Annotated in this window: 19 protein-coding genes; 14 read left to right on the top strand and 5 right to left on the bottom strand. The window is 68.7% G+C overall.

Annotated elements, in window-relative coordinates; all coding sequences use genetic code 11:
• Nucleotide 1: 1 nt before the first annotated feature.
• Together trpS and P3102_RS31265 are read right to left on the bottom strand one after the other, a co-directional pair.
• The gene (trpS, locus tag P3102_RS31270) at nucleotides 2-967 is read right to left on the bottom strand and encodes a tryptophan--tRNA ligase (RefSeq protein ID WP_276364062.1); all 966 of its coding nucleotides are present in this window, start codon (nucleotides 965-967) and stop codon (nucleotides 2-4) included.
• A 484-nt stretch (nucleotides 968-1,451) separates the two neighbouring features.
• Nucleotides 1,452-1,610: a hypothetical protein gene (locus tag P3102_RS31265; RefSeq protein ID WP_276364061.1), complete on the bottom strand. Its 159-nt coding sequence runs from the start codon at nucleotides 1,608-1,610 to the stop codon at nucleotides 1,452-1,454.
• A 209-nt stretch (nucleotides 1,611-1,819) separates the two neighbouring features.
• Between P3102_RS31265 and typA the strand changes: the two genes are divergently transcribed.
• The 5 genes from typA (at nucleotide 1,820) to P3102_RS31240 (ending at nucleotide 10,260) form a co-directional block, all read left to right on the top strand.
• Complete coding sequence (gene typA, locus P3102_RS31260; RefSeq protein ID WP_276364059.1) at nucleotides 1,820-3,742, top strand: translational GTPase TypA; 1,923 nt, start codon at nucleotides 1,820-1,822, stop codon at nucleotides 3,740-3,742.
• A 591-nt stretch (nucleotides 3,743-4,333) separates the two neighbouring features.
• Nucleotides 4,334-6,043 (top strand): ABC transporter family substrate-binding protein, encoded by a 1,710-nt coding sequence (locus P3102_RS31255; RefSeq protein ID WP_276371441.1) that lies wholly within the window; start codon nucleotides 4,334-4,336, stop codon nucleotides 6,041-6,043.
• A gap of 287 nt (nucleotides 6,044-6,330) precedes the next feature.
• Nucleotides 6,331-8,136: an ABC transporter family substrate-binding protein gene (locus tag P3102_RS31250; protein ID WP_276364058.1), complete on the top strand. Its 1,806-nt coding sequence runs from the start codon at nucleotides 6,331-6,333 to the stop codon at nucleotides 8,134-8,136.
• Between the two features lie 182 nt (nucleotides 8,137-8,318).
• The gene (locus P3102_RS31245) at nucleotides 8,319-9,335 is read left to right on the top strand and encodes an ABC transporter permease (RefSeq protein ID WP_276371439.1); all 1,017 of its coding nucleotides are present in this window, start codon (nucleotides 8,319-8,321) and stop codon (nucleotides 9,333-9,335) included.
• A gap of 1 nt (nucleotide 9,336) precedes the next feature.
• Entirely contained in the window at nucleotides 9,337-10,260 is a 924-nt protein-coding gene (locus P3102_RS31240) for an ABC transporter permease (RefSeq protein ID WP_276371437.1), read from the top strand.
• A gap of 298 nt (nucleotides 10,261-10,558) precedes the next feature.
• On the opposite strand, the gene P3102_RS31235 is transcribed toward P3102_RS31240, so the two are convergent.
• Nucleotides 10,559-12,340 carry an ABC transporter ATP-binding protein gene (locus tag P3102_RS31235; protein WP_276364056.1) on the bottom strand — a complete coding sequence of 594 codons (1,782 nt, stop codon included), beginning with the start codon at nucleotides 12,338-12,340 and terminating at the stop codon, nucleotides 10,559-10,561.
• 198 nt (nucleotides 12,341-12,538) lie between these two features.
• Between P3102_RS31235 and mshB the strand changes: the two genes are divergently transcribed.
• The 3 genes from mshB to P3102_RS31220 are packed head-to-tail and all read left to right on the top strand — an operon-like array spanning nucleotide 12,539 to nucleotide 14,635.
• On the top strand, nucleotides 12,539-13,381 hold the full coding sequence (gene mshB / locus P3102_RS31230; protein ID WP_276364055.1) for an N-acetyl-1-D-myo-inositol-2-amino-2-deoxy-alpha-D-glucopyranoside deacetylase: 843 nt from the start codon (nucleotides 12,539-12,541) through the stop codon (nucleotides 13,379-13,381).
• Nucleotides 13,378-13,830 carry a hypothetical protein gene (locus tag P3102_RS31225; protein ID WP_276364053.1) on the top strand — a complete coding sequence of 151 codons (453 nt, stop codon included), beginning with the start codon at nucleotides 13,378-13,380 and terminating at the stop codon, nucleotides 13,828-13,830. The genes mshB and P3102_RS31225 overlap by 4 nt, the downstream gene beginning before the upstream one ends.
• The gene (locus tag P3102_RS31220) at nucleotides 13,823-14,635 is read left to right on the top strand and encodes a hypothetical protein (protein ID WP_276364051.1); all 813 of its coding nucleotides are present in this window, start codon (nucleotides 13,823-13,825) and stop codon (nucleotides 14,633-14,635) included. The genes P3102_RS31225 and P3102_RS31220 overlap by 8 nt, the downstream gene beginning before the upstream one ends.
• On the opposite strand, the gene P3102_RS31215 is transcribed toward P3102_RS31220, so the two are convergent.
• Nucleotides 14,619-15,380, bottom strand: a complete 762-nt coding sequence (locus P3102_RS31215) for a site-2 protease family protein (RefSeq protein ID WP_276371435.1) — start codon at nucleotides 15,378-15,380, stop codon at nucleotides 14,619-14,621. The genes P3102_RS31220 and P3102_RS31215 overlap by 17 nt on opposite strands.
• A 171-nt stretch (nucleotides 15,381-15,551) precedes the next feature.
• Between P3102_RS31215 and P3102_RS31210 the strand changes: the two genes are divergently transcribed.
• Both P3102_RS31210 and P3102_RS31205 read left to right on the top strand, forming a co-directional pair.
• Nucleotides 15,552-15,935, top strand: a complete 384-nt coding sequence (locus P3102_RS31210; protein ID WP_346660147.1) for a WhiB family transcriptional regulator — start codon at nucleotides 15,552-15,554, stop codon at nucleotides 15,933-15,935.
• Nucleotides 15,936-16,067: 132 nt separating this feature from the next.
• Nucleotides 16,068-19,343, top strand: coding sequence for a glycosyltransferase family 2 protein (locus P3102_RS31205; protein ID WP_276364050.1), 3,276 nt, complete (start codon nucleotides 16,068-16,070; stop codon nucleotides 19,341-19,343).
• Nucleotides 19,344-19,551: 208 nt separating this feature from the next.
• Here the strand turns inward: P3102_RS31205 and P3102_RS31200 are convergent, their stop codons facing one another.
• On the bottom strand, nucleotides 19,552-19,983 hold the full coding sequence (locus P3102_RS31200; protein WP_007028954.1) for a metallopeptidase family protein: 432 nt from the start codon (nucleotides 19,981-19,983) through the stop codon (nucleotides 19,552-19,554).
• 116 nt (nucleotides 19,984-20,099) lie between these two features.
• Here P3102_RS31200 and P3102_RS31195 point away from each other — a divergent pair, with 116 nt between their 5' ends.
• The 4 genes from P3102_RS31195 to P3102_RS31180 all read left to right on the top strand — a co-directional run bounded on the left by P3102_RS31195 (nucleotide 20,100) and on the right by P3102_RS31180 (nucleotide 23,230).
• On the top strand, nucleotides 20,100-20,453 hold the full coding sequence (locus P3102_RS31195) for a DUF3499 domain-containing protein (RefSeq protein ID WP_073848429.1): 354 nt from the start codon (nucleotides 20,100-20,102) through the stop codon (nucleotides 20,451-20,453).
• A 72-nt stretch (nucleotides 20,454-20,525) separates the two neighbouring features.
• Nucleotides 20,526-21,881, top strand: a complete 1,356-nt coding sequence (locus P3102_RS31190; protein WP_276364045.1) for a phosphomannomutase/phosphoglucomutase — start codon at nucleotides 20,526-20,528, stop codon at nucleotides 21,879-21,881.
• 52 nt (nucleotides 21,882-21,933) lie between these two features.
• Entirely contained in the window at nucleotides 21,934-22,155 is a 222-nt protein-coding gene (locus P3102_RS31185; RefSeq protein ID WP_276364044.1) for a Trm112 family protein, read from the top strand.
• On the top strand, nucleotides 22,139-23,230 hold the full coding sequence (locus tag P3102_RS31180) for a hypothetical protein (RefSeq protein WP_276364042.1): 1,092 nt from the start codon (nucleotides 22,139-22,141) through the stop codon (nucleotides 23,228-23,230). The genes P3102_RS31185 and P3102_RS31180 overlap by 17 nt, the downstream gene beginning before the upstream one ends.
• The last annotated feature ends 17 nt before the right edge of the window (nucleotides 23,231-23,247 follow it).

Raw genomic sequence — 23,247 nt, 5'->3', positions numbered from 1 at the left:
TTCAGCCGGCGCCGATGAGCCGCAGCGCGGACTGCAGCCGGTGCTCACCCCGCTGCGCGGCCCGGACGGCGCCCGCCTTGCGCACCCGCTCCAGTTCGCCGGGATCGGCCAGCAGCGCCAGCGCGCGTTCCCGGACCGGCCGCAGCTCCTCGATGAGCGCCTCGGCGACGGCCTGTTTGACCTGGCCGTAGGAGTCGAACCGGTCCGCGAGGACTTCCGGCTTCTCCTTGACGCACGCCGCGAGGATGTCCAGCAGGTTCGCCATCCCCGGCCGCGTTTCCGGCGCGTAGGCCGGTGTCGACCCGCCATCGGTCTTCGCGCGTTTGACCTTCCGCCGGACCTGGTCGGCCTCGTCGAGCACGAAGATCACCCCGGCCTCCTCCCGCGTCGACTTGGACATCTTCCGCGTCGGCTCGGCGAGGTCCATGACCCGCGCCCCGGCGGGCGGCAGCACCGCCTTCGGCATGGTGAACACGTCGCCGTACGTGGCGTTGAACCGCTTCGCCAGCGTTCGCGCCAGCTCGACGTGCTGACGCTGGTCCTCGCCGACCGGGACCTCGTCCGCACCCTGCAGCAGGATGTCCGCCGCCATCAGCACCGGATAGGTCAGCAGGGACAGCCGGACCCCCGCCCGACCCTTCGACTTCTCCTTGAACTGGATCATCCTGGCCGCCTCGCCGTAGTTGCAGGTGCACTCGAGGACCCAGTTGAGGGCGCCCAGCTCGCGGGCCAGGTCGGATTGCACGAACACGCGGTCCGGCTCGATCCCGGCCGCGATCAGCACGGCCAGCTGCTCGGAAGCCATCGAACGCAGCTTCGCCGGATTGTGCGAGTTCGTCATCGCGTGCAGGTCGGAGACGAAATACAGGTCGTCCGGCCCGCCCTCGTCCGCCCAGCGCCGAATGGCCCCCAGGTGGTTCCCGACGTGGACGTGGCCGGACGGGGTGATCCCGGACAACCTGATCATCTGCCTTCTTCCTCTCGGATTCGGGCCGCCCCGGGGTCCGGGCACGAAAAAGGCCGCCCGGTGGGGCGGCCTGGTGGTGCGCTCGTCTGGTTCAGCGCAGGACTTCGGGGCCGCCGGAGGGCGGCCACCACTGGGCGTTCTGCGCGCGCATGCCGACGATCCTACCCACCCCGCGCAAGCGGTCCTCGAACCGTCGCGTCCAGAGGACTACTTGCGGAGTGAAAAGCAAGGGAGAGTCATTGATGGGATGCACGTGGCGTCGATGATTCATATCGGCCGGCGCAGTACGCCCGGCACGGTGGAGAACCGCGGCCACCTTATTTCCCTGTTCGTCGTGCTGCTGCCCTGCATCGCCCCTCTCGAGGAAATCGACCACGTGCTCCCGGATCACGCCGCGCGTCGGCGGTGTCCTCATCGCCAAGCCCGTGAACAGGGCAAAGCCGGGGGCGATCCTCGCGACCGGCCCCTTCCGGAACCGCGGGCGCTAAGCCGCTTTCGCGATCTTTTTCTTCGCCTTTTTCAGGGCGAGAACGGGGCATTTGCCGCACCGTGGCTTCGACCGGCAGCATTTCTTCTTGACCTTGCCGGACTTCGTCCACTTGCGCACGAGTTCGCGCGGGTCGTCGGATGGTTTCTTGCCCACTCGCGCTCCTCGTCGGACGGCGTCGGCGACCCGCCCACGTTAGGTGAGGCTTACCGGTCCGGGGGCGTGGGGGTGCTCACAGTTCGGCTACAGGTACCCTGGTGTGGTCCGCGTATGGCCAAAGTCGGCCGACGTTACCCGATCGCGCTAATGAGCACTCGGGGCGGCGCGGGCACCACACCCGAACTTGAAACCTTTGGAGCCTTCGCGTGCCCGCAGCCAGCGCCACCGCAGTCGATGCCGGCCGCTCGTCCGGCAAGACCCGGCCCGACCTGCGCAACGTCGCCATCGTCGCCCACGTCGACCACGGCAAGACGACCCTCGTCGACGCGATGCTCCGGCAGTCCGGAGCCTTCGAGGAACGCGCCGAACTCGTCGACCGCGTGATGGACTCCGGGGAGCTCGAGCGGGAAAAAGGCATCACCATCCTCGCGAAGAACACCTCCATCCACCGCGAGACCGAGAACGGCCCGGTGACGATCAACGTCATCGACACCCCCGGCCACGCCGACTTCGGTGGCGAGGTCGAGCGCGGGCTGGCCATGGTCGACGGCGTCGTCCTGCTGGTGGACGCCAGCGAGGGGCCGCTGCCGCAGACCCGGTTCGTGTTGCGCAAGACGCTCGAGGCCGGTCTGCCGGTGATCCTCGTGGTCAACAAGACCGACCGCCCCGACGCCCGGATCTCCGAGGTCGTCGAGGAGACCCACGACCTCCTGCTCGATCTGGCCGGTGACATCGAGGACGCCGACCTCGACGCGATCCTCGACCTCCCGGTCGTCTTCGCCTCCGCCCGTGCGGGCAAGGCGAGCCTCGAGCAGCCCGCCGACGGCGCGGTGCCCGAGAGCGAGAACCTCGACCCGCTGTTCGAGACCCTGCTGCGCCACGTGCCGCCGCCCTTCGCCGACCGCGAAGGCCCGCTGCGCGCACTGGTCACCAACCTCGACGCGTCGAACTTCCTCGGCCGGATCGCGCTGATCCGCATCCACTCCGGCAACCTGCGCAAGGGCCAGACCGTGGCCTGGATGCGCGAGGACGGCACCATCCAGAACGTCCGGATCTCCGAGCTGCTCGTCACCGAGGCGCTCACCCGCGTCCCGGCGACCGAGGCCAGCGCGGGTGAACTGGTCGCCATCGCCGGTATCCCCGAGATCACCATCGGCGACACCCTCGCCGACGTCGAGAATCCGGAGGCGCTGCCCCGGATCGCCGTCGACGAGCCCGCCATCTCGATGACCATCGGGGTCAACACCTCGCCGCTGGCCGGCCGCAGCGGTGGTGACAAGGTCACCGCCCGGCTGGTCAAGGCCCGGCTGGACCAGGAGCTGATCGGTAACGTCAGCATCAAGGTGCTGCCGACCGAGCGCCCCGACACCTGGGAGGTCCAGGGCCGTGGCGAGCTGGCGCTGGCGATCCTCGTCGAGCAGATGCGCCGCGAGGGCTTCGAGCTGACCGTCGGCAAGCCGCAGGTGGTCACCAGGATGATCGACGGCAAACTGCACGAGCCGTTCGAGCGGCTGTCGATCGACGCCCCGGAGGAGCACCTCGGCGGCATCACGCAGCTGCTGGCCGCCCGCAAGGGCCGCATGGAGCACATGGGCGGGCACGGCTCCGGCCGGATCAAGCTCGACTACGTCCTCCCGGCGCGTGGCCTGATCGGCTTCCGCACCGACTTCCTCACCGAGACCCGCGGCACCGGTATCGCGAACCACGTGTTCGAGGGGTACTTCCCGTGGGCCGGCGAGATCCGCACCCGGCACTCCGGTTCGCTGGTCGCCGACCGTTCGGGCCCCATCACCGCGTACGCGATGATCCAGCTCGCCGACCGCGGCACCTTCTTCGTGGAGCCGGGCGCCGAGGTGTACGAGGGCATGGTCGTGGGCGAGAACCCGCGTGCCGAGGACCTCGACATCAACATCACCAAGGAGAAGAAGCTGACCAACATGCGTCAGTCCTCCGCCGACGTGATGGAGACGCTGGCCCGCCCGCGCAAGATGGGCCTGGAGGAGGCGCTGGAGTTCTGCTCCGTCGACGAATGCGTCGAGGTCGCCCCCGACGTCGTCCGGATCCGCAAGGTCACGCTGGACGTCAACCAGCGTGCCAAGGAGCGCAACCGCAACAAGAACCGCGGCTGACCCGCGTCGAGCCTCAGCCGGAGGGCGCCTGCTCACTCACCGTGAGCAGGCGCCCTCCGGCTTTTTCGGCCTCGAAAGCGATCACGCACCGTATTCGATCGGGCGTTCCTGGTTAAGAAAAGTTTTTTCCGACAATTTCCGCCGGAAAGCCGAGCTCCTTTTCGAGCGATGTTCACATCACCGGAACGGACCGGCCGGGCTGCCGCCTCGACTCGATCGAGAACGCGGAACCGGACCGGCGCGAAACAAGGAAAGCCGAATGGGTCCGGAGAGGACTCGAGTTCGTGATCGGATCGGTCGTCAATCGTGCGGTGGCGAACATTCCGGTGCGGTGTTCCGGAATGTTCCGGGTTTGCGGAACCCATTGCCGAAGGAGCGCGATCGGATGCGGACGAAATGCTTCGGCCCGGACAGGAACCTTCGGGGCCTCTCGGACGTCCACCGGAGGAGACGGCAGCCGGTCGGGCGGCGGCCGGGCCGATATGGGAATCTCGCTGCCGAGGCCATGCCCGGCGTGGTAGCTCTATGGCGACGGGGTGAGGGACCGACCGGGAGGATTCAGGCGTGCGGGTAGTGAACACAGCGGCGCCCATGCTGGCGTGCGCGGCCGTGCTCCTCGCCGCGTGCAGCAACACGCCACCGCCGCCGGTGGTCAGCTCTTCCGCCTCCCCGGTGAGCACGTCGACCACGAAGGCGCCTTCGCAGGTCGTCGTGGGTGTGGACGACGTCCTCGGCGGTTACAACCCGCACAACCTCGCCGACGCCTCCCAGGTGACGTCGGCGCTCTCGCAGCTGCTGCTCCCGTCGGTGTTCCGGGCCAAGGACGACGGCAGTTTCCAGCTGGACAAGAACCTGATGAAGGCCGCCGAGGTCGTTTCGCAGCAGCCGTTCACGGTCGCGTACACGATCCGGCCGGACGCCTCCTGGTCCGACAGCGCGCCGATCGCCGCCGAGGACTTCGCGTACCTCCACGAGGCCATGCGCGACCAGCCCGGCGTCATCGGCGCCGCGGGTTACCGGTTGATCTCGGACATCCAATCGCGTGAAGGTGGCAAGCGGGTCGAGGTCACCTTCGCCAAGCCGTATCCGGGCTGGCAGACACTCTTCGCCAACCTCCTGCCCGCCCATCTGCTCAAGGACGCCCCGAACGGGTGGCGAGGCGCGCTGGCGACGACGTTCCCCGCCGTCGCCGGGCCGTACTCGATCAAGGGCCTCGACACCGCGCGCGGGGAGATCACCCTGGAGCGCAACGAGCGCTATTGGGAGAAACCCTCCGCCCTCGACCGGATCGTGCTGCGTGCGGCCGATCAGGACGGCACCTTGGCCGCCCTGCGCAGCGGCAACGACCAGTTCGCGATGACCAGGACCGACGGCACCGGCCTCAAACGGCTCGGCGAACTCGGTTCCGCCGTCCAGCTGCACACGGTCGCCCGCCCCACGGTGGCGCAGCTCCTCCTGCGGCCGGTGAGTTCGACGCTGTCGGATTCGAAGGTCCGCGAAGGCCTCACCGCGCTGATCGACCGCGGCAAGCTGATCACCGAGGCCACGGAGGGCGGCCCTTCGGGCAAACTCCGCGCCGACGCCCAGGTCCGCGTCCCCTCGGCCCCCGGCTTCCGGCCGACGATCCCGGCCCCCGGCCCGCCGTCGACGGCTGATCCGGCGAAGGGCGAGGAACTGCTCAAAGCCGCCGGGTACACCAAGGAAGCTGGAACCTGGCGCAAGAACGGGAAGAACCTTTCGCTGGTCGTGGCCTCGCCTGCCAAACAGGAGCCGTACGCGACGATCGCCAAGGAACTGACGGCGCAACTGGTGGCCGCGGGGATCGAGGTCAACGCGATCGCACCGCAGCCGAGAGAGCTGTTCTCGACGCTGCTGGCCATGCCGGTGCTCGACGGGATCCAGCAGACGACCCCGGAAGGCGCGGGCAACGTCGGCATCGACATCGCGGTGATCGGCCAGGTCACCGGGGGAGCGGACGTCGCTTCGGCGTTGGCGTCCACCTTCGGCTGCCGTCCCGATCAGCTCACCGACAAGACCAAGGCCGTCGTCCCGGGGAACCCGCTGGGCTTCTGCGACCCCGCCCTGCAGCCGTCGATCGACGCCGCGCTGACCGGCGCCACCCCGGTCGCCGACACGCTTTCGACCCTGGAACCGGAATTGTGGCGCCGGAATGTCGTCATTCCGTTGTTCCAGCTGGCCGATACCCTCGCCATCGGCTCTGGTATTTCCGGAGTAACCGCTGGTCCTCCTATGGTGGGCCCTTTCGGGTCAGCGGTGAACTGGACGCGGGGCCCGAAGTAGCCGATTTGAGTCCGAGCGGGTCTCCGGCGGGTGACCTTTCCCGGCACGTTCGAGTGGCTGAGTGATTCCGCAAGGTGACCGCGCTATTTCTCGATGTCGGCCGCAAGTTACCCTTTGGTCACGATCGTCCGGTAACTGGTGACTGTTAGTGCATTTCCTTTCTAGCGTGCACCCGCAGTGCGCCAAATGAGTGTTGCTTGGCGTGTCATAAGCTCCGGGCCATCTCACCGGAGCGGTGTGGGGTCCTGTTCCGATCTCAGGAACCCAGTGCTAGGAGGGCACACTTCATGAGGAAGTCCAAGGCAGTCTCCGCCTGGTCGCTGGTCGCGGCCTCCGCGCTCGTGCTGAGTGCATGCAGCGGTGGCGACAGCGGCAATACCGACCAGAACGGGTCGACGACCGACATCAAGACCATGGCGCTCGGCAAGGCGCAGAACGGCGAGAACTTCAAGCTCGCGGACGTTCCGGGGTACGAAGGCACCGTCACGGTGGGCATCGACGACGGGTACTCGGGCTACAACAACGACACGCCCGACACCAACACGTCGTACAACAACTACGTCCTGACCGCTGTGCTCTCCGGCTCCTTGGTGCTCGACGGCAACAACAAGGTCCTGATGAACAACGACGTGCTGGACTCCTGGACCGTCACGTCGAAGTCGCCGCAGGTCGTCGAGTACAAGATCAAGCCGAACGTCAAATGGTCCGACGGTCAGGCTTGGGACTGCGACGACTTCTACCTGGCCTGGCTGTCCCACAGCGGCAAGGCCAAGACCGCGGACGGCAAGCAGGCCTTCCTGGCCGCTTCGACCACCGGCTACCAGCTGATCGACCAGGCGACCTGCAAGGACGACCTGACCTTCGAGACCAAGTTCACCGAGCCGTACCTCGACTACAAGGGCCTCTTCGGCTCACCGGCCCTGATGCCGGCGCACGTCCTCGAGGCGCAGACCGGCGTCGCGGACGTCACCAAGCTGACCCCGACCAGTGACGCGGCCGAGCTGAAGAAGGCAGGCGAGTTCTGGACGAACGGCTGGAAGGGCTTCAAGGCGGACATCATGCCCGCCTCCGGCCCGTACAAGATCACCGCGTTCGACGCCAACCAGAAGGCCGTCACGCTCGAGAAGAACGCGAACTGGATCGGTGGAAAGGGTGGCCCCTCCCGGATCGTCGTGAAGGCGATGGAGGACACCAAGGCCATGGCGACCGCGCTGCAGAACGGTGAGATCGACATCGCCGCTTCGACCCAGCCCGACGCCACCGCCGCCGGCACCATGAAGAACCTCGGTGCCCAGGGCGTCACCTACGGTTCGGCCTCGCAGCTGAGCTTCGAGCACATCGACCTCAACTACGGGCGCATGTTCAAGGACAAGGATCTGCGCAAGGCGTTCTTCGAGGTCGTCAACCGCCAGGAGATCACCGACAAGCTGCTCAAGGAGGTTCAGGCCGACGCGACCCCGCTGAACAGCATCGTGTTCTTCCCGGGTGAGCAGGGCTTCAAGGACCAGTACGGCAGCAAGGCCGGTCTCGGTGCCGAGGCGGCGGCCAAGACGCTGACCGACGCCGGTTGGGTCAAGGGCGGCGACGGCATCTTCGCCAAGAACGGCCAGCGGGCGGCGTTCAAGATCTCGCACAACCAGAACGCCCGCCGTCAGCAGACCGTCGAGATCATCATCTCCCAGGCCAAGGCCGCCGGTATCGAGATCACCGACGACCAGGACGCCAACTTCCTCAAGGGCGGTCGTCTCGCGGCCAGCGACTACGACGCCGCGCTCTTCGCCTGGTCGCAGCAGCCGTTCAAGGCCGAGGCGAAATCGATCTACATCACCCGTGTCGACGACAGCAGCCAGAACTACCAGGGGCTGTCCAACCCGACGATCGACCAGTCCTTCGAGGCGGCCGTGAAGGCCACCGACGAGACGGCCCAGGTGGAGAACTACCAGAAGGCCGACGTGGCGATCGCGGACGAGTACGCGTCCCTGCCGCTTTTCCAGGTCCCGTCCATGTGGGCGTTCAAGGGCATCGACCGCACTTACATGCAGTCGTACAACGGTGTCCTGTGGAACGCCGGTGAGTGGGAGCAGAAGAAGTAGGGCTCACGCCCCGCTTTTTCACCACTCGCTTAAGCGATCCTGGTGGTACGGGGGTCCGGCCACAAGCCGGGCCCCCGTACCCGCCGGAAGTAGCTGTTGACCGTAGGGTTACCGCCACTACGGTGGACAACCGGGCAGCGGTCCAGCACTTCGGCGACCAGGCCCGGATGAGGAGCAGTTCGTTGAACCTGGTGATCTACATTCTTCGCCGTCTGGCGATATCGATTCCCGTCCTTCTGGTCGGGACTTTCCTGTGTTTCATCATGGTCGCCGGCACCGGCGACCCGCTCGCCGAGATGAAGAGCAACCCGGCCATGAGCAAGGAGGCCATCGCGCAGATGGCCTCGCAGCTCGGGCTGGACCAGAGCATCGTGCCCCGGTACTTCACTTGGCTCGGCAACTTCGTCACCGGGGAATGGGGCGTTTCCATCGCCCAGGGCAACGCGCAGGCCCCGGTGTTCCCGAAGGTCATGGCCGCGTTCGAGGTCACCCTGAAGCTCGTCGTCGGAGCCGAGATCCTCGCGCTCGTCCTCGGCGTCCTCGTCGGTGTGGTCGCGGCGGTCAAGCAGTACTCGATCGTCGACTACGTCGCGACCACGCTGGCCTTCCTGCTGTTCTCGATGCCGATCTTCTGTGTCGCCATCGTGCTGAAGGGCTACGCGATCGAGTTCAACGGCTGGGTCCGGGATCTGGGACTGTCCGATGTGCTCGGCAACCCGTGGATCCGCACGACGAGCCCGGAATCGCTGAATTTCGACGGTCCAGGCGGTTTCCTGGCCAGTTACGTCGGTGCGTACCTGCTGCCGACCCTGTCCATCATGGCGATCAGTTTCGCCGCGTACAGCCGGTTCCAGCGCGCTTCGATGCTGGAGACGCTGAACGCGGACTACGTGCGGACGGCGCGCGCCAAGGGACTCGCCAACGGCCGGGTCATCTTCCGCCACGCCTTCCGGAACGCGCTCATCCCGGTGACCACCCTGTTCTCCGTCAACTTCGGTGCCGTGCTCTCGGGCGCGATCATCACCGAGACGGTGTTCAACTGGAATGGCATGGGCAAGCTGCTCGTCGAAGCCGTGACCAAGAGCGACACGCAGGTGATGATGGGGTGGCTGGTGCTCATCGCCGGCAGCATCATCGTCGCCAACCTGATCGCCGACCTGATGTACGGCATCCTGGACCCGAGGATTCGCGTTGGCTGACTTGAACTCCCTTATCGCGGCGGAAGACCCCAAGTCCGCCGATGGCAAGCTTCCGGACGAGGCACTGCCCGAACCCCGGAGCCAGGGCAAGCTGGTCCTGCGGAAGTTCCTCCGGCACAAGCTGGCGATGGTCTGCACGGGCATTCTGCTGCTGCTCGTGCTGATCGTCCTCATCATGCCGATCTTCTGGCCGTACAGCTACGAGGACAGCTCCTTCCCGTCCTTCGCCAAGCCCAGTGGGGACTACCCGCTCGGCACGACGCAGGTCGGCAAGGAAATGGTGTCGCAGATCCTGCGCGGCACCCAGTACTCGCTGCTGATCGCGCTCATCGTCTCGATCGTCGCCACCACCATCGGCACCGTCTTCGGCGCCATGGCCGGCTACCTGCGCGGTTTCACCGACTCGGCCATCTCGCGCGTGACGGACCTGTTCCTGATCGTCCCGCAGATCGCCGCGGCCGCCATCCTGGCGAAGGTGTTCGGCGGCGGTAGCTGGTACATCGTCGCGATGGTGCTGGCGGCCTTCGGCTGGATGCCGATCGCGCGGATCGCCAGGGCCGAATCGATGTCGTTGTCCCAGCGCGAGTTCGTGGACGCCGCCCGCGCGTCCGGCGCCGGGACGTTCCACATCGTGTTCAAGCACCTGGTGCCGAACATGGTCGGCCTCATCACGGTCAACGCGACCCTCGCGATCGCGCAGGCCGTGCTGATCGAGGCGGCGCTGTCGTTCATCGGGCTGGGGGTGCAGCTGCCGGACACCTCGCTCGGCCGCGTCATCCTCGAGAACTACTCGCAGCTGCAGAACCGGCCGGCGTTGTTCTTCGGCCCGTTCGTCGTGCTGGTGCTGATCTCGCTGACGATCAACTTCATCGGTGACGGCCTGCGGGACGCTTTCGACCCGCGCCAGCGCCGCATGAAGGCGTAAGGCCCTCTTTAACGCGTGAAGGTCCCCTTCTTCCGGCTCAGCCGGAAGAAGGGGACCTTCACGCGTTTCATGCCCGGGGGCGGAAAGCCGTCACTCGCGTGTTTCCCGCCGTAACTCGCGTGCTTGAAGCCGTAACTCGCGAGATACGGCTTCAAGCACGCGAGTTACGGCTCTGAGCACGCGAGTTACGGCTTCAAACACGCGTGATCCGGCTCCGGACACGCGGTGCCGTAGCTACGTCAAGGCCCCCTTCACCGCGTCAGACGCGGTGAAGGGGGCCTTGACGTACTGCTGAGGGTCAGTCGGCCACCGGGGCCAGCTTGCCCGCCTCCCAGGCCGCACGCCGTTCGGCCTGCAGCACCGGGTCCGCGACCGGAGCGGCCGACAGCAGACGACGGGTGTAGTCCTCACGCGGCGAGTGCAGCACCTGGTCCCGCGTGCCGACCTCGACCAGCTTGCCGTACTGCATCACCGCGACGCGGTCGGCCAGCAGGTCGACGACGGCGAGGTCGTGGCTGATGAACAGGCAGGCGAACTGCAGCGAGCGCTGCAGGTCGAGGAACAGGTCCAGTACGCGGGCCTGCACCGACACGTCCAGCGCCGAGGTCGGCTCGTCCGCGATCAGCAGCGCCGGGTCGAGCGAGAGCGCCCGCGCGATGGCGACGCGCTGGCGCTGGCCGCCGGACAGCTCGTGCGGGTACCGGTTGCGGTAGTGGCCACCGAGCTCGACCTTGTCCAGCAGGGAGGCCACGCGCTCGTTCAGGGCCTTGCCCTGCAGGAACTTGTGCAGCACCATCGGCTCGGCGATCGACTCGCCGATGGTCATCTTCGGGTCCAGGGTGGACGCCGGGTCCTGGAACACGATCGAGAAGTAGCGGCGCAGCGGGCGCAGCTCCTTGTTCGACATGTTCGTGATGTCCTTGCCCGCGATCGACACGGTGCCCGCGGTCGGGGACAGCAGGCGGATCGCGCAGCGGCCGACCGTCGACTTGCCGGAACCGGACTCGCCGACCAGGCCGACGATCTCGCCCTTGGCGATGCTCAGCGAGACGTCGTCCACCGCGCGGTTCTTCGCCTGGCCGCGGCGGCCAGGGTACTCCAGCACGAGGTTCTTGATTTCGAGCGCGGGCGCGTTCTCCTCGATCACCGCGGCGAGTTCGGAGTCTTCGAGCCGGATCTCTTCGGCGATCTTCGAGGCCTCGTCGCTGTCGGCGGAGATACCGGAGTCGTCGAGCAGGCGGCGTCCTTCCGGGCGCTGGCCGAGCACGGGAACGGCGGCGAGCAGCTTGCGGGTGTACTCCACCTGCGGCGACGCGAACAGATCGCGCACCGGCGCCTGCTCGACGATGTTGCCCTGGTACATCACGACCACGCGGTCGGCGAGGTCGGCGACGACGCCCATGTCGTGCGTGATCAGCACGATCGCGGTGTTGAGGGTGTCGCGCAGCTTCCGCAGCAGGCCGAGGATCTCCGCCTGCACGGTGACGTCGAGGGCCGTGGTGGGCTCGTCGGCGATGATCACCTTCGGGTCGCACGAGATCGCCATCGCGATGACGACGCGCTGTCGCAGACCGCCCGAGAGCTGGTGCGGGTACTGCTTGAAGCGCAGCGGCGGGTTCGGGATGCCGACCATTTCGAGCAGCTCGATGGCGCGCTTGTCGGCGGCTTCCTTCGAGATGTCCTGGTGCGAGCGGAGCGCCTCGCGCAGTTGCCAGCCGATGGTGTAGACCGGGTTCAGCGCGGTCATCGGCTCCTGGAAGATCATCGCGACCTGGTTGCCGCGGATCTCCTGGAGCTCCTTCTCCTTGAGGTCGGCCAGGTTGCGCTCGCCGAGGCGAAGCTCGCCGGCGATCCGGCTCGTCTTCGGGAGCAGCCCGAGCACCGACATCGAGGTCACCGACTTGCCGGAACCGGACTCGCCGACCACCGCGACGATCTCGCCCGGCTTGACGTCGAATCCGATGCCCTTGACGGCGTCGACCACGCCGTCGTCGGTCGGGAACGAGACGCTCAGGTCGGAGATGGACAGAACCGAACCCGACACGCCGCCGAGGTCCGACGATGCTGCTTCAGTGCTCACCAAGATGCCCTTCGTGGGGGTACATATGGTCACGGCGCATCGGCCATGACGGTGTCAACGCGCCCTCGGCGGTGAAGAGTGCCTCGGACGTGCGCGAGGATAACCGAGAGTCGCCCGACTAAGGTCGGTGCTCTCGGGCCTTCCGTTCCCGACACCCTATAAAGGAAAGCGCGCCGTGTTCGAATTAGTCTTCAAGCCGTGATCTCCGACCGGTCCGAATTGCTCCTGGTGCACGCCCATCCGGACGACGAAAGCATCACCACCGGCGGCACCATCGCGCGCTACGCGGCCGAAGGCGCCGAAGTGACTGTCGTCACGTGCACGCTCGGTGAGGAAGGCGAGATCATCCCGCCTTCCCTCGACGGGCTCGGTTCGTGGGCCTCCGATCAGCTCGGCGGCTATCGCGCGGGCGAACTGGCGTCGGCGTGCGCCGCGCTGGGCGTCACCAGGCACCGGTATCTCGGTGGCATCGGCCGCTGGCGTGATTCGGGGATGGCCGGGACGCCGTCCGCGGCCCATCCGCGCGCGTTCTCCGGCGGTGACCTCGGGGAGCAGGCGGCTCAGCTCGCGGAAATCCTGGACGAGGTCCGGCCCCGGGTCGTCGTCACCTATGACGCCTTCGGGGGTTACGGGCATCCTGACCACATCCGCGCGCACGAGGTCACCATGGCCGCGGCGCCGAAGGCCGGGTCGGTCGAGCGGGTCTTCCACACGGTTTCTTCTCGCGACGCGGTCGCTGCCGGGCTCGCCGCGCTCCGCGGACGCTCGTCGTTCCGCGTCCCGGAAGACGGCGAACTGCCGGTGACACCGGACGAGACCATCACGACCGTCCTCGACGTCGGCGCGCACATTCCCGCGAAGGCCGCCGCGCTGCGGGCGCACGCGACCCAGGTCAGCGTGCCCGCCGCGCCTGCCCTCGCCGATCACTTCGCGCTGAGCAACGACGTCGCGCAGCCGATCACCCCGAACGAGTACTTCGTGCTCGCCCACGGACCGGCCGAAGGTGCCGCGGCCGATCTGTTCGGGGGACTCGCGCGGTGACCGTGTCTTCACCGTCGTTACAGCCGTCACAGCCGTCACAGCCGCTCACTTCGCGGCAGCGCCTGCTGCTCGTTTTGCTGGCCTTCGACGCCTTGGTGCTCGGGGTACTCGAATTGTTCTTCCTCCCGCTTCGGCTCGACGGCATCGTGCTGCCGAAGTTCGGTGACTTCCCGATGCCGGTGACCGTGGTGCTCGCGGTCGTCACCACCCCGTTGCTGGTGCGGACGACCGCGAAAGTGGTGCGGCCCTCCTTTTCGGTGATTCCGCTGCTCGTCTGGGTACTAGTCGTACTCGGGGTGGGTGTGACCGGACCAGGTGGTGATCTGGTGCTGATACAGGACTGGCGCGCACTGCTGCTGATCGGCGGCGGGGCGCTGCCGGGGGCGCTGGCGCTGGGTGGCGGTCTGGGCAGTGCGGCGAAGGTCGCGAAGGGAGTCAGCAGTGGGTGAAGCGATTTCGGACCGCCAGGTCGTGGCGGTGCTGCGGCCGTTCGTCCGGGCCTGCGGGCCGATGGTCGACGCGCTGCGTGACGCGGATCCGTTCGGTTTGCAGGCCAGGGGCCGCCGCCACGAGGATCTGGACGGCGTCGAACCGAAGCTGAAGGACAAGCTGCTCAACGGGATCACCTCGGTCAAGGTGCCCGGCACCGCGGCGTGGGCCGAGATGTCGAACTATCAGCGGACCGACTGGTGGGTGAACCGGGTCGGCCGGTTCACCGCGCTGATCACCGCCATCCCCGGTCTCGGCGGCGTGCTCGCCGACCGGCTGCCGATACAGGACGCGCTCGGCTCGGCGGCGCAGGGGATGTTGTTGTGCGCGATCGCGGGGGAATACGGCGTGACCGACGTCGGCGCACGGGTCCGGCTGATCGCGTGGGTGCTCTTCGAACGCGACATCGATCCCGTGATCGCGGCGGGCAAACACGCCGAACACGACAAGGTCGCCGAAGACGACGAAGCGGCGAAGCTCACCGAAGAACTCGACGACGCGAAGAAGAAGCACGGCAAGATCACCCTGAAGGCGGCCGCCGGCACGCTGTGGCGGCTCGGCCGGGGACTGCTGGGCATCGTCGACGAACTCGAGAAGCGGCCTCGTGGCCGTCTTTTCCACCGTGCGCTCGGGAAGCTTCCGGTGGTCGGGATGGCGGGCGACTACCTCGCCGAGCGGTCCGGCCTCAAACGCGTCTGGAAGCGGGCGCACGAATGGTTCACCCGGCATCCCGAAGGCGAGTCACCGCTCACTTCCAGAACATGAACGCGTCTTGTCCGTATTGGGCGGCGAGCGTGAACCCTCCGACGGAGTCGAAGACCGCGTAGGACCCCTGCCACAGCAGCGAGCTGGCCCCGGGCACGAGGAACAGCACGGCGAACAGCACGAGCGGCGCCCACGGCCGGGCCTTCGCGCCGAACTCGCGCGCGCCGGGCGAAAGGTACGGCTCGATCGCGCCCCAGCCGTCGAGACCGGGGATCGGCAGGATGTTCAGGATGAACGTGACGATCTGGAGCAGCGCCAGGAACGAGAGCCCGATCACGAGACCGGACGACATCGGCACCAGCGTGACGAGAAGCGTCAGCACCACGCCGACGGCGAGGTTGCTCAGCGGTCCGGCGAGCGACACCCAGGACTGGACACCGCGCGACCGCAGACGCCCGTGTTCGATCCAGACCGCGCCACCCGGCAGCGGGATGCCGCCGATGAAGAGGAAGACCAACGGCAGGATGATGGACAGTGCCGGATCCGTGTATTTCCGGACGTCCATGGACAGGTAACCCTTGTGGGCGACGCTGTGGTCACCCCCGCGGAACGCCACGAGCGCGTGACCGAACTCGTGGAGCGTCAGTGACGCGACCCAGCCGCCCGCGACGAGCAGGACGACGCCGGTGATGATGAGCGGGTCGTACTTCTGGCTGGAAATAGTGGTCGTGTCACCGAAAGCCGCCAGTACACCGCCCAGGACGGTGACCGCGAGGATGCCGAGGAAGATCGGGCTTGGCCGCACTGCTGATCTCTGCACCCCTCCAGTCTTCCGTATGCCCGATGTGAAGTTCTCGGCGTGTCCCCTTGCGCGATGAGGCGCGGGTATCCCCCGAACTCGCTACTCCGCTTGACCTGACCGCACTACACGGGTGTAATCACAGTGATGTCATTCGTCGCTGGAAGGGGGCGGCGGATGGTGTTTCAACACCGCCAGCCTGGGGAGTGCGTGGACAGCGAGGAGGCGGACGTGCGGTTGGAAGCAGATGGAAGGGAATGGGGGCAAGTCGTGGGCTGGGGTGAGGTCCCGGAGCAGCAACTGGGCGATCTCACCGAGCTTTTCGACGATGCCTCCGCGGAAGAACAGGACTGGCAGGAACGGGCCCTCTGCGCGCAGACGGACCCGGAGGCGTTCTTCCCGGAGAAGGGCGGCTCCACCCGCGAAGCCAAGCGGATCTGCCTCGGTTGCGAGGTGAAGGACGAGTGCCTCGAGTACGCCCTCGCACATGACGAGCGGTTCGGTATTTGGGGCGGGCTCTCCGAACGTGAGCGTAGGAAACTGAAAAAGCGAGTTGTGTGACGGCGATCTCCGGTGGCCTCGGGTGCCGGAGATCGCTTCCGCCCGCCTCCATCCAGTGGGGCCACCAACGGGTGACAGGGTCGCGTCGTAGGGTGGCGGCACCCGACTTCGCCGCCACATCTGGAGTGCCCGTTGTCTCGCACTGCCGCGTCACCTGTGCCGCGCACGGTCCCCGTACTGGCCATTGTGGTCTGTCACAACGGCGAAAACTGGTTGCCCCTGGCGCTTTCCGCGCTGCGGCGCAGTGGTGTCCGGCCGCGGCACGTCCTCGCGGTCGACACCGGATCCACCGACGGGACGGCGAAGATCCTCGCCGACGCGGCGTCGGTCGGCGAGGCTCCGGTCTTGGACGGAATTCTCACACTTTCCAGTGATGTCGGCTTCGGCGCCGCCGTCGGCGAGGCCGTCGAGCACGCCATCGAACGCTGGGGTGATCCCGGCGGCTGGCTCTGGTTGCTGCACGACGACTGCGCGCCGGAACCCGACTGTCTCGAAAAGCTGTTGGCAGCGGCCGAAAACGAGCCCGCGGCGACGGTGCTCGGTCCGCTCGCGGTGGACTGGAGCGACCCGAGGCTCATCGTCGAAGCGGGACTGTCGACGGACGCCATCGGCCACCGGCAGCAGATCTCACCGGACGAGACCGACACCGTGGTGCTCGCCGTACCGAGTGCGGGATCGCTGGTGCGGCGGGAAGTCTGGCATGACCTCGGCGGCTACGACTCCGGATTTCCCTTGCTGCGCGAGGATCTCGACTTCGGCTGGCGGGCCAACGCCGCGGGCGGCCGCGTGCTTTCGGTGCCGGCGGCCCGGCTCCGGCACGCCCGCGCGCTCAGCACCGGACAGCGTGAACCGGACGCGCTCGGCCTTTCCCTCGCGACGGCGAACCGCGCGCACGGGCTCCGGGTGTTCCTCGTCAACTGTTCCGCACCGTCCTTGTGGTTCGGTCTTTTTCGAATTCCGGTTTTCGCGGTGCTGCGGGCGCTGGCGTTCCTGCTGTTGCGGCGCACCGGCGAGGCGGGGGCGGAACTGGCGGCCACCTGGTACCTGCTGCGCGGTCGCGGCGGGCTGCGCGCGGCCCGCGCCGAACGCCGGACGGCGACCGGCAGCGTCCGCGGTCTGTTCACCGGGCGCACGACGCGGCTGCGCAACGCCGTCCGCGCCGGTGTCGTCGGTCTCGTCCGGCGCGGTGTGGAACGCGATTTCGCGCTCGGGACGGTGCCCGAAAGCGCGGATCGGAAGGGGGCCTGGATCCCGCCGGAGGCGGTGAAGTCCGGGCAAGATCGCCCGATCGGACCCGGCGCGCTGCCCGCGGGCGCGATGCGCGGGGTCGGCTCGCGGGGGACCGGTCTGCGGCGGCCCAGCGCGGTCGTCGCGGTCGCTGTTCCCGAGAAACCCGTTTCGGAGGGGCTCAAACCGTCGCCGGTGCCGCGGGACGGCGGGCGGCGGCCGGAACCGGAACTCGTGTTCGTCGAGGTCGACCGCAAGCGCGTGCTCGGCGCGACCGTGTTCGCGCCGCCGGTGATCGTGCTCGTGGTGCTGACGGCGCTCGCGCTGGTGATCAACGGTTCCCGGCTGGGCCTGGATCTCTTCGGGGGGAGGCTGCTGCCGGTCGGCGGGCTCGGCGAGATCTGGTCGTCGTATCTCGCGCCGTGGCACGCGGTCGACGGCGGGACGGCGAGTCCCGCGCCCGCGACGCTGCCGGTGCTGGGCACCCTCGGTGCGCTCTTCACGCCGATCGGCGGACCCGCGGCGCTGGTCGCGATCCTGCTGATCGCCGACATCCCGCTCGCCGCCTTGAGCGCGTACGCCGCCACTCGGCACCTTCGCGTGCGTCGCTGGGTTCGAGCCGTCGTCGCGGCGGCGTACGGCGTGCTGCCCGCGGCCACGGCTTCGGTCGCCCAGGGACGACTCGACGTCGTCGTCGTGCACCTGCTGCTGCCTCTGGTGATCGCGGGCATCGTGGGGCTGCTGGTCCGCGCGGACTCGCGATGGCTGCACGTTTCCGCGCTGAGCGCGATCGGGCTGGCGCTGATCGGCGCCTTCTCGCCGCTGGGGCACGCGCTGGCGGTGGTCGGCCTGGTGCTCGGGTTCGTGGTGCTGCCTTCGCCGACCGGGCTCGCGCGGCGGATCGCGTCGGTCGGCATCGTGGTGTTCCTGCCGCTGGCGTTGCTGCTGCCGTGGCCGAGTGTGCTGCTGCGGCATCCGGAACTGCTGCTGCACGGACTCGGCGGCGGTGTCCCGGCCGCGTCCGGGGCCGACCTCGCCGGACTGGATCCGGGCGGCCCCGGTGCCTGGCCGATCGGCGTGGCGCTGGTCGCGGCCGCGATCGTCGCGCTGGTCGTCCGCCCGACGAAGGGCGCGGCCGGCGGTGTCGCGGTCGTCGTGCTGGGGGTGCTCGGTCTCGTGGCGGTGCGGTTCGTGGCGGTGACGCCGATGTCGGGCGGCGCGCACACGACCGGGTACGCCGGGGTGCCGCTGCTGGTGATCAGCGCGGGGTTGTCGTGGACGGTGCTGGCGACGTGGCAGCGGGGTGGGTCCGGTGTCGACCCCGCGCCGTGGCTGGTGAAATTCACGGCAGTGGCCGGGGTGCTGGTGCTGCTCGCGCTGGCGACCGGTGCGGTCGTCGCCGGGCGGGAAGGCCCTCTGCGGTCGGGTGAGCGTCCTTCGCTGGATCCGGCGATTTCGGCGGAGCTGGCCGCGAGCGGGCGTTCGGTGCTGGTGGTGGGTTCCTCGGCCGAGCCGGTGCGGCAGACCGGGGGGCGGTTGCCGCTCTACGGTGACGACGAACTCGCCCCGACACCCGGCAGCGCCGACCGGCTGGCCTCATGGCGGAGAGACCTGCTCCAGGGCTCTCCGGACGCGGTCCACCAGGCTTTCGCGGCGGCTTTGGCCTCGGGGGTCTCGTATGTCGTTCTGCCGAGCGGTGCCGACGGCGGCGCTTTCGTCGGACTCGCGCGCGACCTGGTCGCCCCGGCGGCGCCGACTTCGGACGGACGCCCGGTGCTTCGCCTGGTCCCCGACGGTGGACAGGTGGCGTTGCTCTCCCCGGAACTGGCGCAGGCCGCCGTGACCGGGAAGGGTGCTCCCGGTGCTTCGCCGGGGGTGGCTCCGGTTCAGGCCGGGCTGCCGGACGTGCGGGTGCGCGTGTCGGAGGGGCCGACCGGGCGGCTGCTCGTGCTGGCCGCGGAGTTCGAGGCGGGCTGGCGGGCGAGTGTGGACGGCAAAGCCGTGCCGATCGTGCGGGCTTGGGGGCACCAGGTGGCGGTCTCGGTGCCGCCCACGCCTTCGGAAGTGGTGGTGGAGCACCAGGGCACCACGCGGAACCTGCTGCTGCTGGCGCAGATGGCCGCGGTGCTGTTCACGTTGCTGACGGCTGTGCCTACGCGGCGGCGCTCCCCGGTCTCGTGAGCGCTTTCTCGCGGTGAGGGCTGGTGCCCCCTTCCGCAGCGCTTCTTCCGGCGCCGAGGAGTTGTCCACAGCCTTTCCTCCTTGTGGACAACTCGGCGCTTCCACGCCGTTTCCGCAGGTCCCCGCCCCACCGCGCGATAGACCGGGCTGGGGACGCCCCCCCGGGAAGGGCGGGGGCTGGGGTAGGGCTGGGTGCGGAGGGTGAGGGCTATTCGCCTTCGATGACGTCGGGTTCGACGCCCAGGTAGCCCGCGACCTGTTCGACCAGGACGTCGTGGACGAGTTCCGCGAGTTCGCCGGGGTCTTTCGCGCGCGCTTCGAGGGGGCGTCGGTAGAGGACGATGCGGGCCCGTGTCGGGAGGCCGGCGCGGTCGACGCCGGCGGGCACGAGCCGCGACAGCGGGACGGCTCCGTCGTGCAACACACCGTCCACGCCGGTCGGTGCGCCATCCGAGCGAACTTCGGGGACGTCGTCGACGGCGACGTCGAGCTTCGTCAGCTCGTGCCGCCACCGCGCTTCGATCGGTTCGAGCGCGTCCAGCACCAGCGCGTCGAACCTTTCGGCCCTGCTGGCGGCGGCGGGCAGGGTCGACGGATACAGCGCTCCGCGCAGGCCCCGGCCGTGCCGGTCCCGGCGCATCCGCCGTCGCTGTCGGGAATCACGAGCCGTCGCCACGAACCGAAGGGTACGCGCTCGGCGAATCAAAGCGCGTGTCGCCGGTACGCCCGGCTCGCGACGCGCTATCGTTCTCGATCGTGCGGAGCGTACGAAAGTGTTCGCGAACGGGTTGTCTCGAACCCGCTGTCGCCACGCTCACGTATGCCTACAGCGATTCGACAGCCGTCGTGGGCCCACTGGCCACCGCGAGCGAGCCGCACTCCTACGACCTTTGCGAAGCCCACGCTCTCCGGCTGACCGTGCCCAAGGGCTGGGAGGTCGTCCGGCACGAAGGGGCGTTCGCCGCGCCGGACCCGTCGGCGGACGAGTTGACCGCGCTGGCCGAGGCCGTGCGTGAAGCGGGCCGCTCCGACAAGCCCGCGCCCGAGCCTGAACCCGAGGGACCCTCCGGCAGGCGCGGCCACCTGCGCGTCCTGCCCGGCCGAGCCTGACACAGGGGCTCGCCGGTAGGCTTTCGAGCGCGCCAGAGGGCGTTGTAACGAGACTATTGGCGGGGAGCAGGCGTGCCAGACCTTTCGGGCATCGTAAAGGCCTATGACATTCGCGGCGTGGTCGGTGAGCAGTTGGACGCGGCACTCGTCCGCGACCTCGGCTCGGCCTTCGCCCTGTTGATCAAACCCGAGTCGGACGCGATCGTCATCGGCCACGACATGCGCGACTCCTCGCCCGAGCTGTCCGCCGCCTTCTCCGACGGCGTGACCTCGCAGGGCCTCGACGTCGTGTCGATCGGCCTCGCCAGCACCGACCAGCTGTACTTCGCGTCCGGATCGCTCAACCTGCCGGGCGCCATGTTCACCGCCAGTCACAATCCGGCGCGGTACAACGGCATCAAGCTGTGCCGCTCCGGCGCCGCCCCGGTCGGCCAGGACTCCGGTCTCGCGGAGATCCGCGACACCGTCGAGCAGGGCGTGCCCGCTTTCGCGGGCCAGCGCGGTGCGGTGACCGAGAAGGACGTCCTCGCGGACTACGCGGCGTACCTGCGCAAACTCGTCGACCTGTCCGGCAGCCGCCCGCTGAAGATCGTCGTCGACGCGGGCAACGGCATGGGCGGCCACACCGTCCCGACGGTCTTCGCGGGCCTGCCCATCGAGGTCGTGCCGATGTACTTCGAGCTCGACGGAAACTTCCCGAATCACGAGGCCAACCCGCTCGACCCGAAGAACATCGTCGACCTCCAGGCGAAGGTGCGCGAAGAAGGCGCCGACGCGGGTCTCGCCTTCGACGGCGACGCGGACCGCTGTTTCGTCGTCGACGAGCGCGGCGAGCCGGTGTCGCCGAGCGCCATCACCGCGCTCGTCGCGATCCGGGAGCTGGAGAAGGAGCCGGGCGGCACCGTCATCCACAACCTGATCACGTCGAAGGGTGTCCCGGAGATCGTCGCCGAGCACGGCGGCAAGCCGGTGCGCACCCGGGTCGGGCACTCGTTCATCAAGGCCGAGATGGCCAAGACCGGCGCGATCTTCGGCGGAGAGCACTCCGCTCACTACTACTTCCGCGACTTCTGGCGCGCCGACACCGGCATGCTGGCCGCGCTGCACGTCCTCGCCGCCCTCGGCGAGCAGACGGGCCCGCTGTCCGAGCTGACGGCGGAGTACTCGCGTTACGCGGCCTCCGGTGAGATCAACTCGACGGTCGACGACCAGGTCGCGCGCATGATGGCGGTCAAGGACGCGTTCGGTGCCCGCGACGGCGTCGAAATCGACGAACTGGACGGGCTCACCGTGCAGCTGCCCGGTGGCGGCTGGTTCAACCTGCGCCCGTCCAACACCGAGCCGCTGCTCCGCCTGAACGTCGAGGCCGCCGACGCCGAGGCCGTCCGGGCGCTGACCGAAGACGTGTTGGCGATCGTCCGTGGGTGACGAAGGTGGCGTGAACACACCCAGAGCGACGTCCCACAGGTAGGGAGTAACCATGGCCGTCACGTTCGACGCACAGTTGCTGGAGATCCTGGCCTGCCCGTCCCCCGATCACGCGCCGCTGCGGCCGGGGACGACGGCCGACCCGGAGGCCGACGCACTGACCTGCACCGAGTGCGGTCGGGTGTATCCGGTCCGTGATGGAATCCCGGTACTGTTGCTGGACGAAGCCACCGCGCCGACGACCCCGGATGGCGATCATGCCGACGGCCCCTGACGATTCCCTGCTCGACGATCCCGCGAGGCTGGCCGAGGCCGACACCGCGGGGCTTCTCCGTGCCGCCGCGATGGCGGGCGCCCAGGTCCGGGCGACGGCCGAAGCCGCGGCCGAACTCGAGCTGAGCGATCGCCTGGACGTCGGCCGCCCGCGGTCGCTCGTGCTGATCGACCGGCCGGGCGTCAGCCGGACGCTGACCCGGATGATCGGCGCGCTCCTCACCCCGTCGTGCCCGGTGCCCGTGGTCGTCGCCGAGGTGGTGCCGAGCTGGATCGGCGCACTCGACGTCGTCTTCGCGCACACCGACGACGCCGGTGATCGCGAGCTGGCCGCCTCCCTGGAACGGGCTGCCCGGTTCGGGGCGACGGTCGTGCTGTCCGCGCCCGCCGAAGGACCGGTCGCGGCCGCCGTCGCGGGCAAGGGTCTGCTGCTCGCCCCGAGGCTCCCGGTCCCGCCGGAAATGGCCTTCCCGCGCGGGCTCGCCGCGGCCCTGCTCACCGCGAACGCGCTCGGCCTGCTCGTGGCCGATCTGGAGCAGCTCGCCGACCACCTCGACGCGGAAGCCGAGAAGGACTACCTGGCCAGGGATTCGTTCGCGAACCCGGCCAAGGCGATGGCGCTGAAGATGGCCGAGCGGCAGCCACTGCTGTGGGGGCTGGACCCGGTCGCGGTCGCCGTCGCCGAGCACGCGGCCCACGCGTTCGCCGCGCACGCCGCCGTCGTCTGTGACGCGGCGGACTACCGACAGGCACTGGCCAGGCCCGCGTTGCGGCGGGCGGCGTTGTCCGGCGGCCGGGATCGCGATATCTTCGCGGACCCGGAGGAGGGGAGCGGTTCGGCGCCGAGGGTGCTGCTCCTCTCGGTGCGGACGGGACCGGCCGCGGACGCGGCCCGTTATCAGGCGGAAGACCTGCTACCCGGTGCGGATGTGCTCGCCCCGGCCGAAGAGATCGAAACGGACGAGATCGTGCGTGCGGCCGTTCTCGCGCTGCGTTTCGAGCTGGCCGCGGTCTATCTGGGGCTGGCCGTCGGCAGCATCGGCGGCGCCGGGAGGTACACGCCCGCGACGGCGTGAATCCCGGGCGCGACGTA

The sequence above is a fragment of the Amycolatopsis sp. QT-25 genome, assembly GCF_029369745.1.
GTDB lineage: Bacteria > Actinomycetota > Actinomycetes > Mycobacteriales > Pseudonocardiaceae > Amycolatopsis.
The sequence above is the reverse complement of the archived record's forward strand: the minus strand, read 5'-3'. Positions and strand labels throughout refer to the sequence as shown.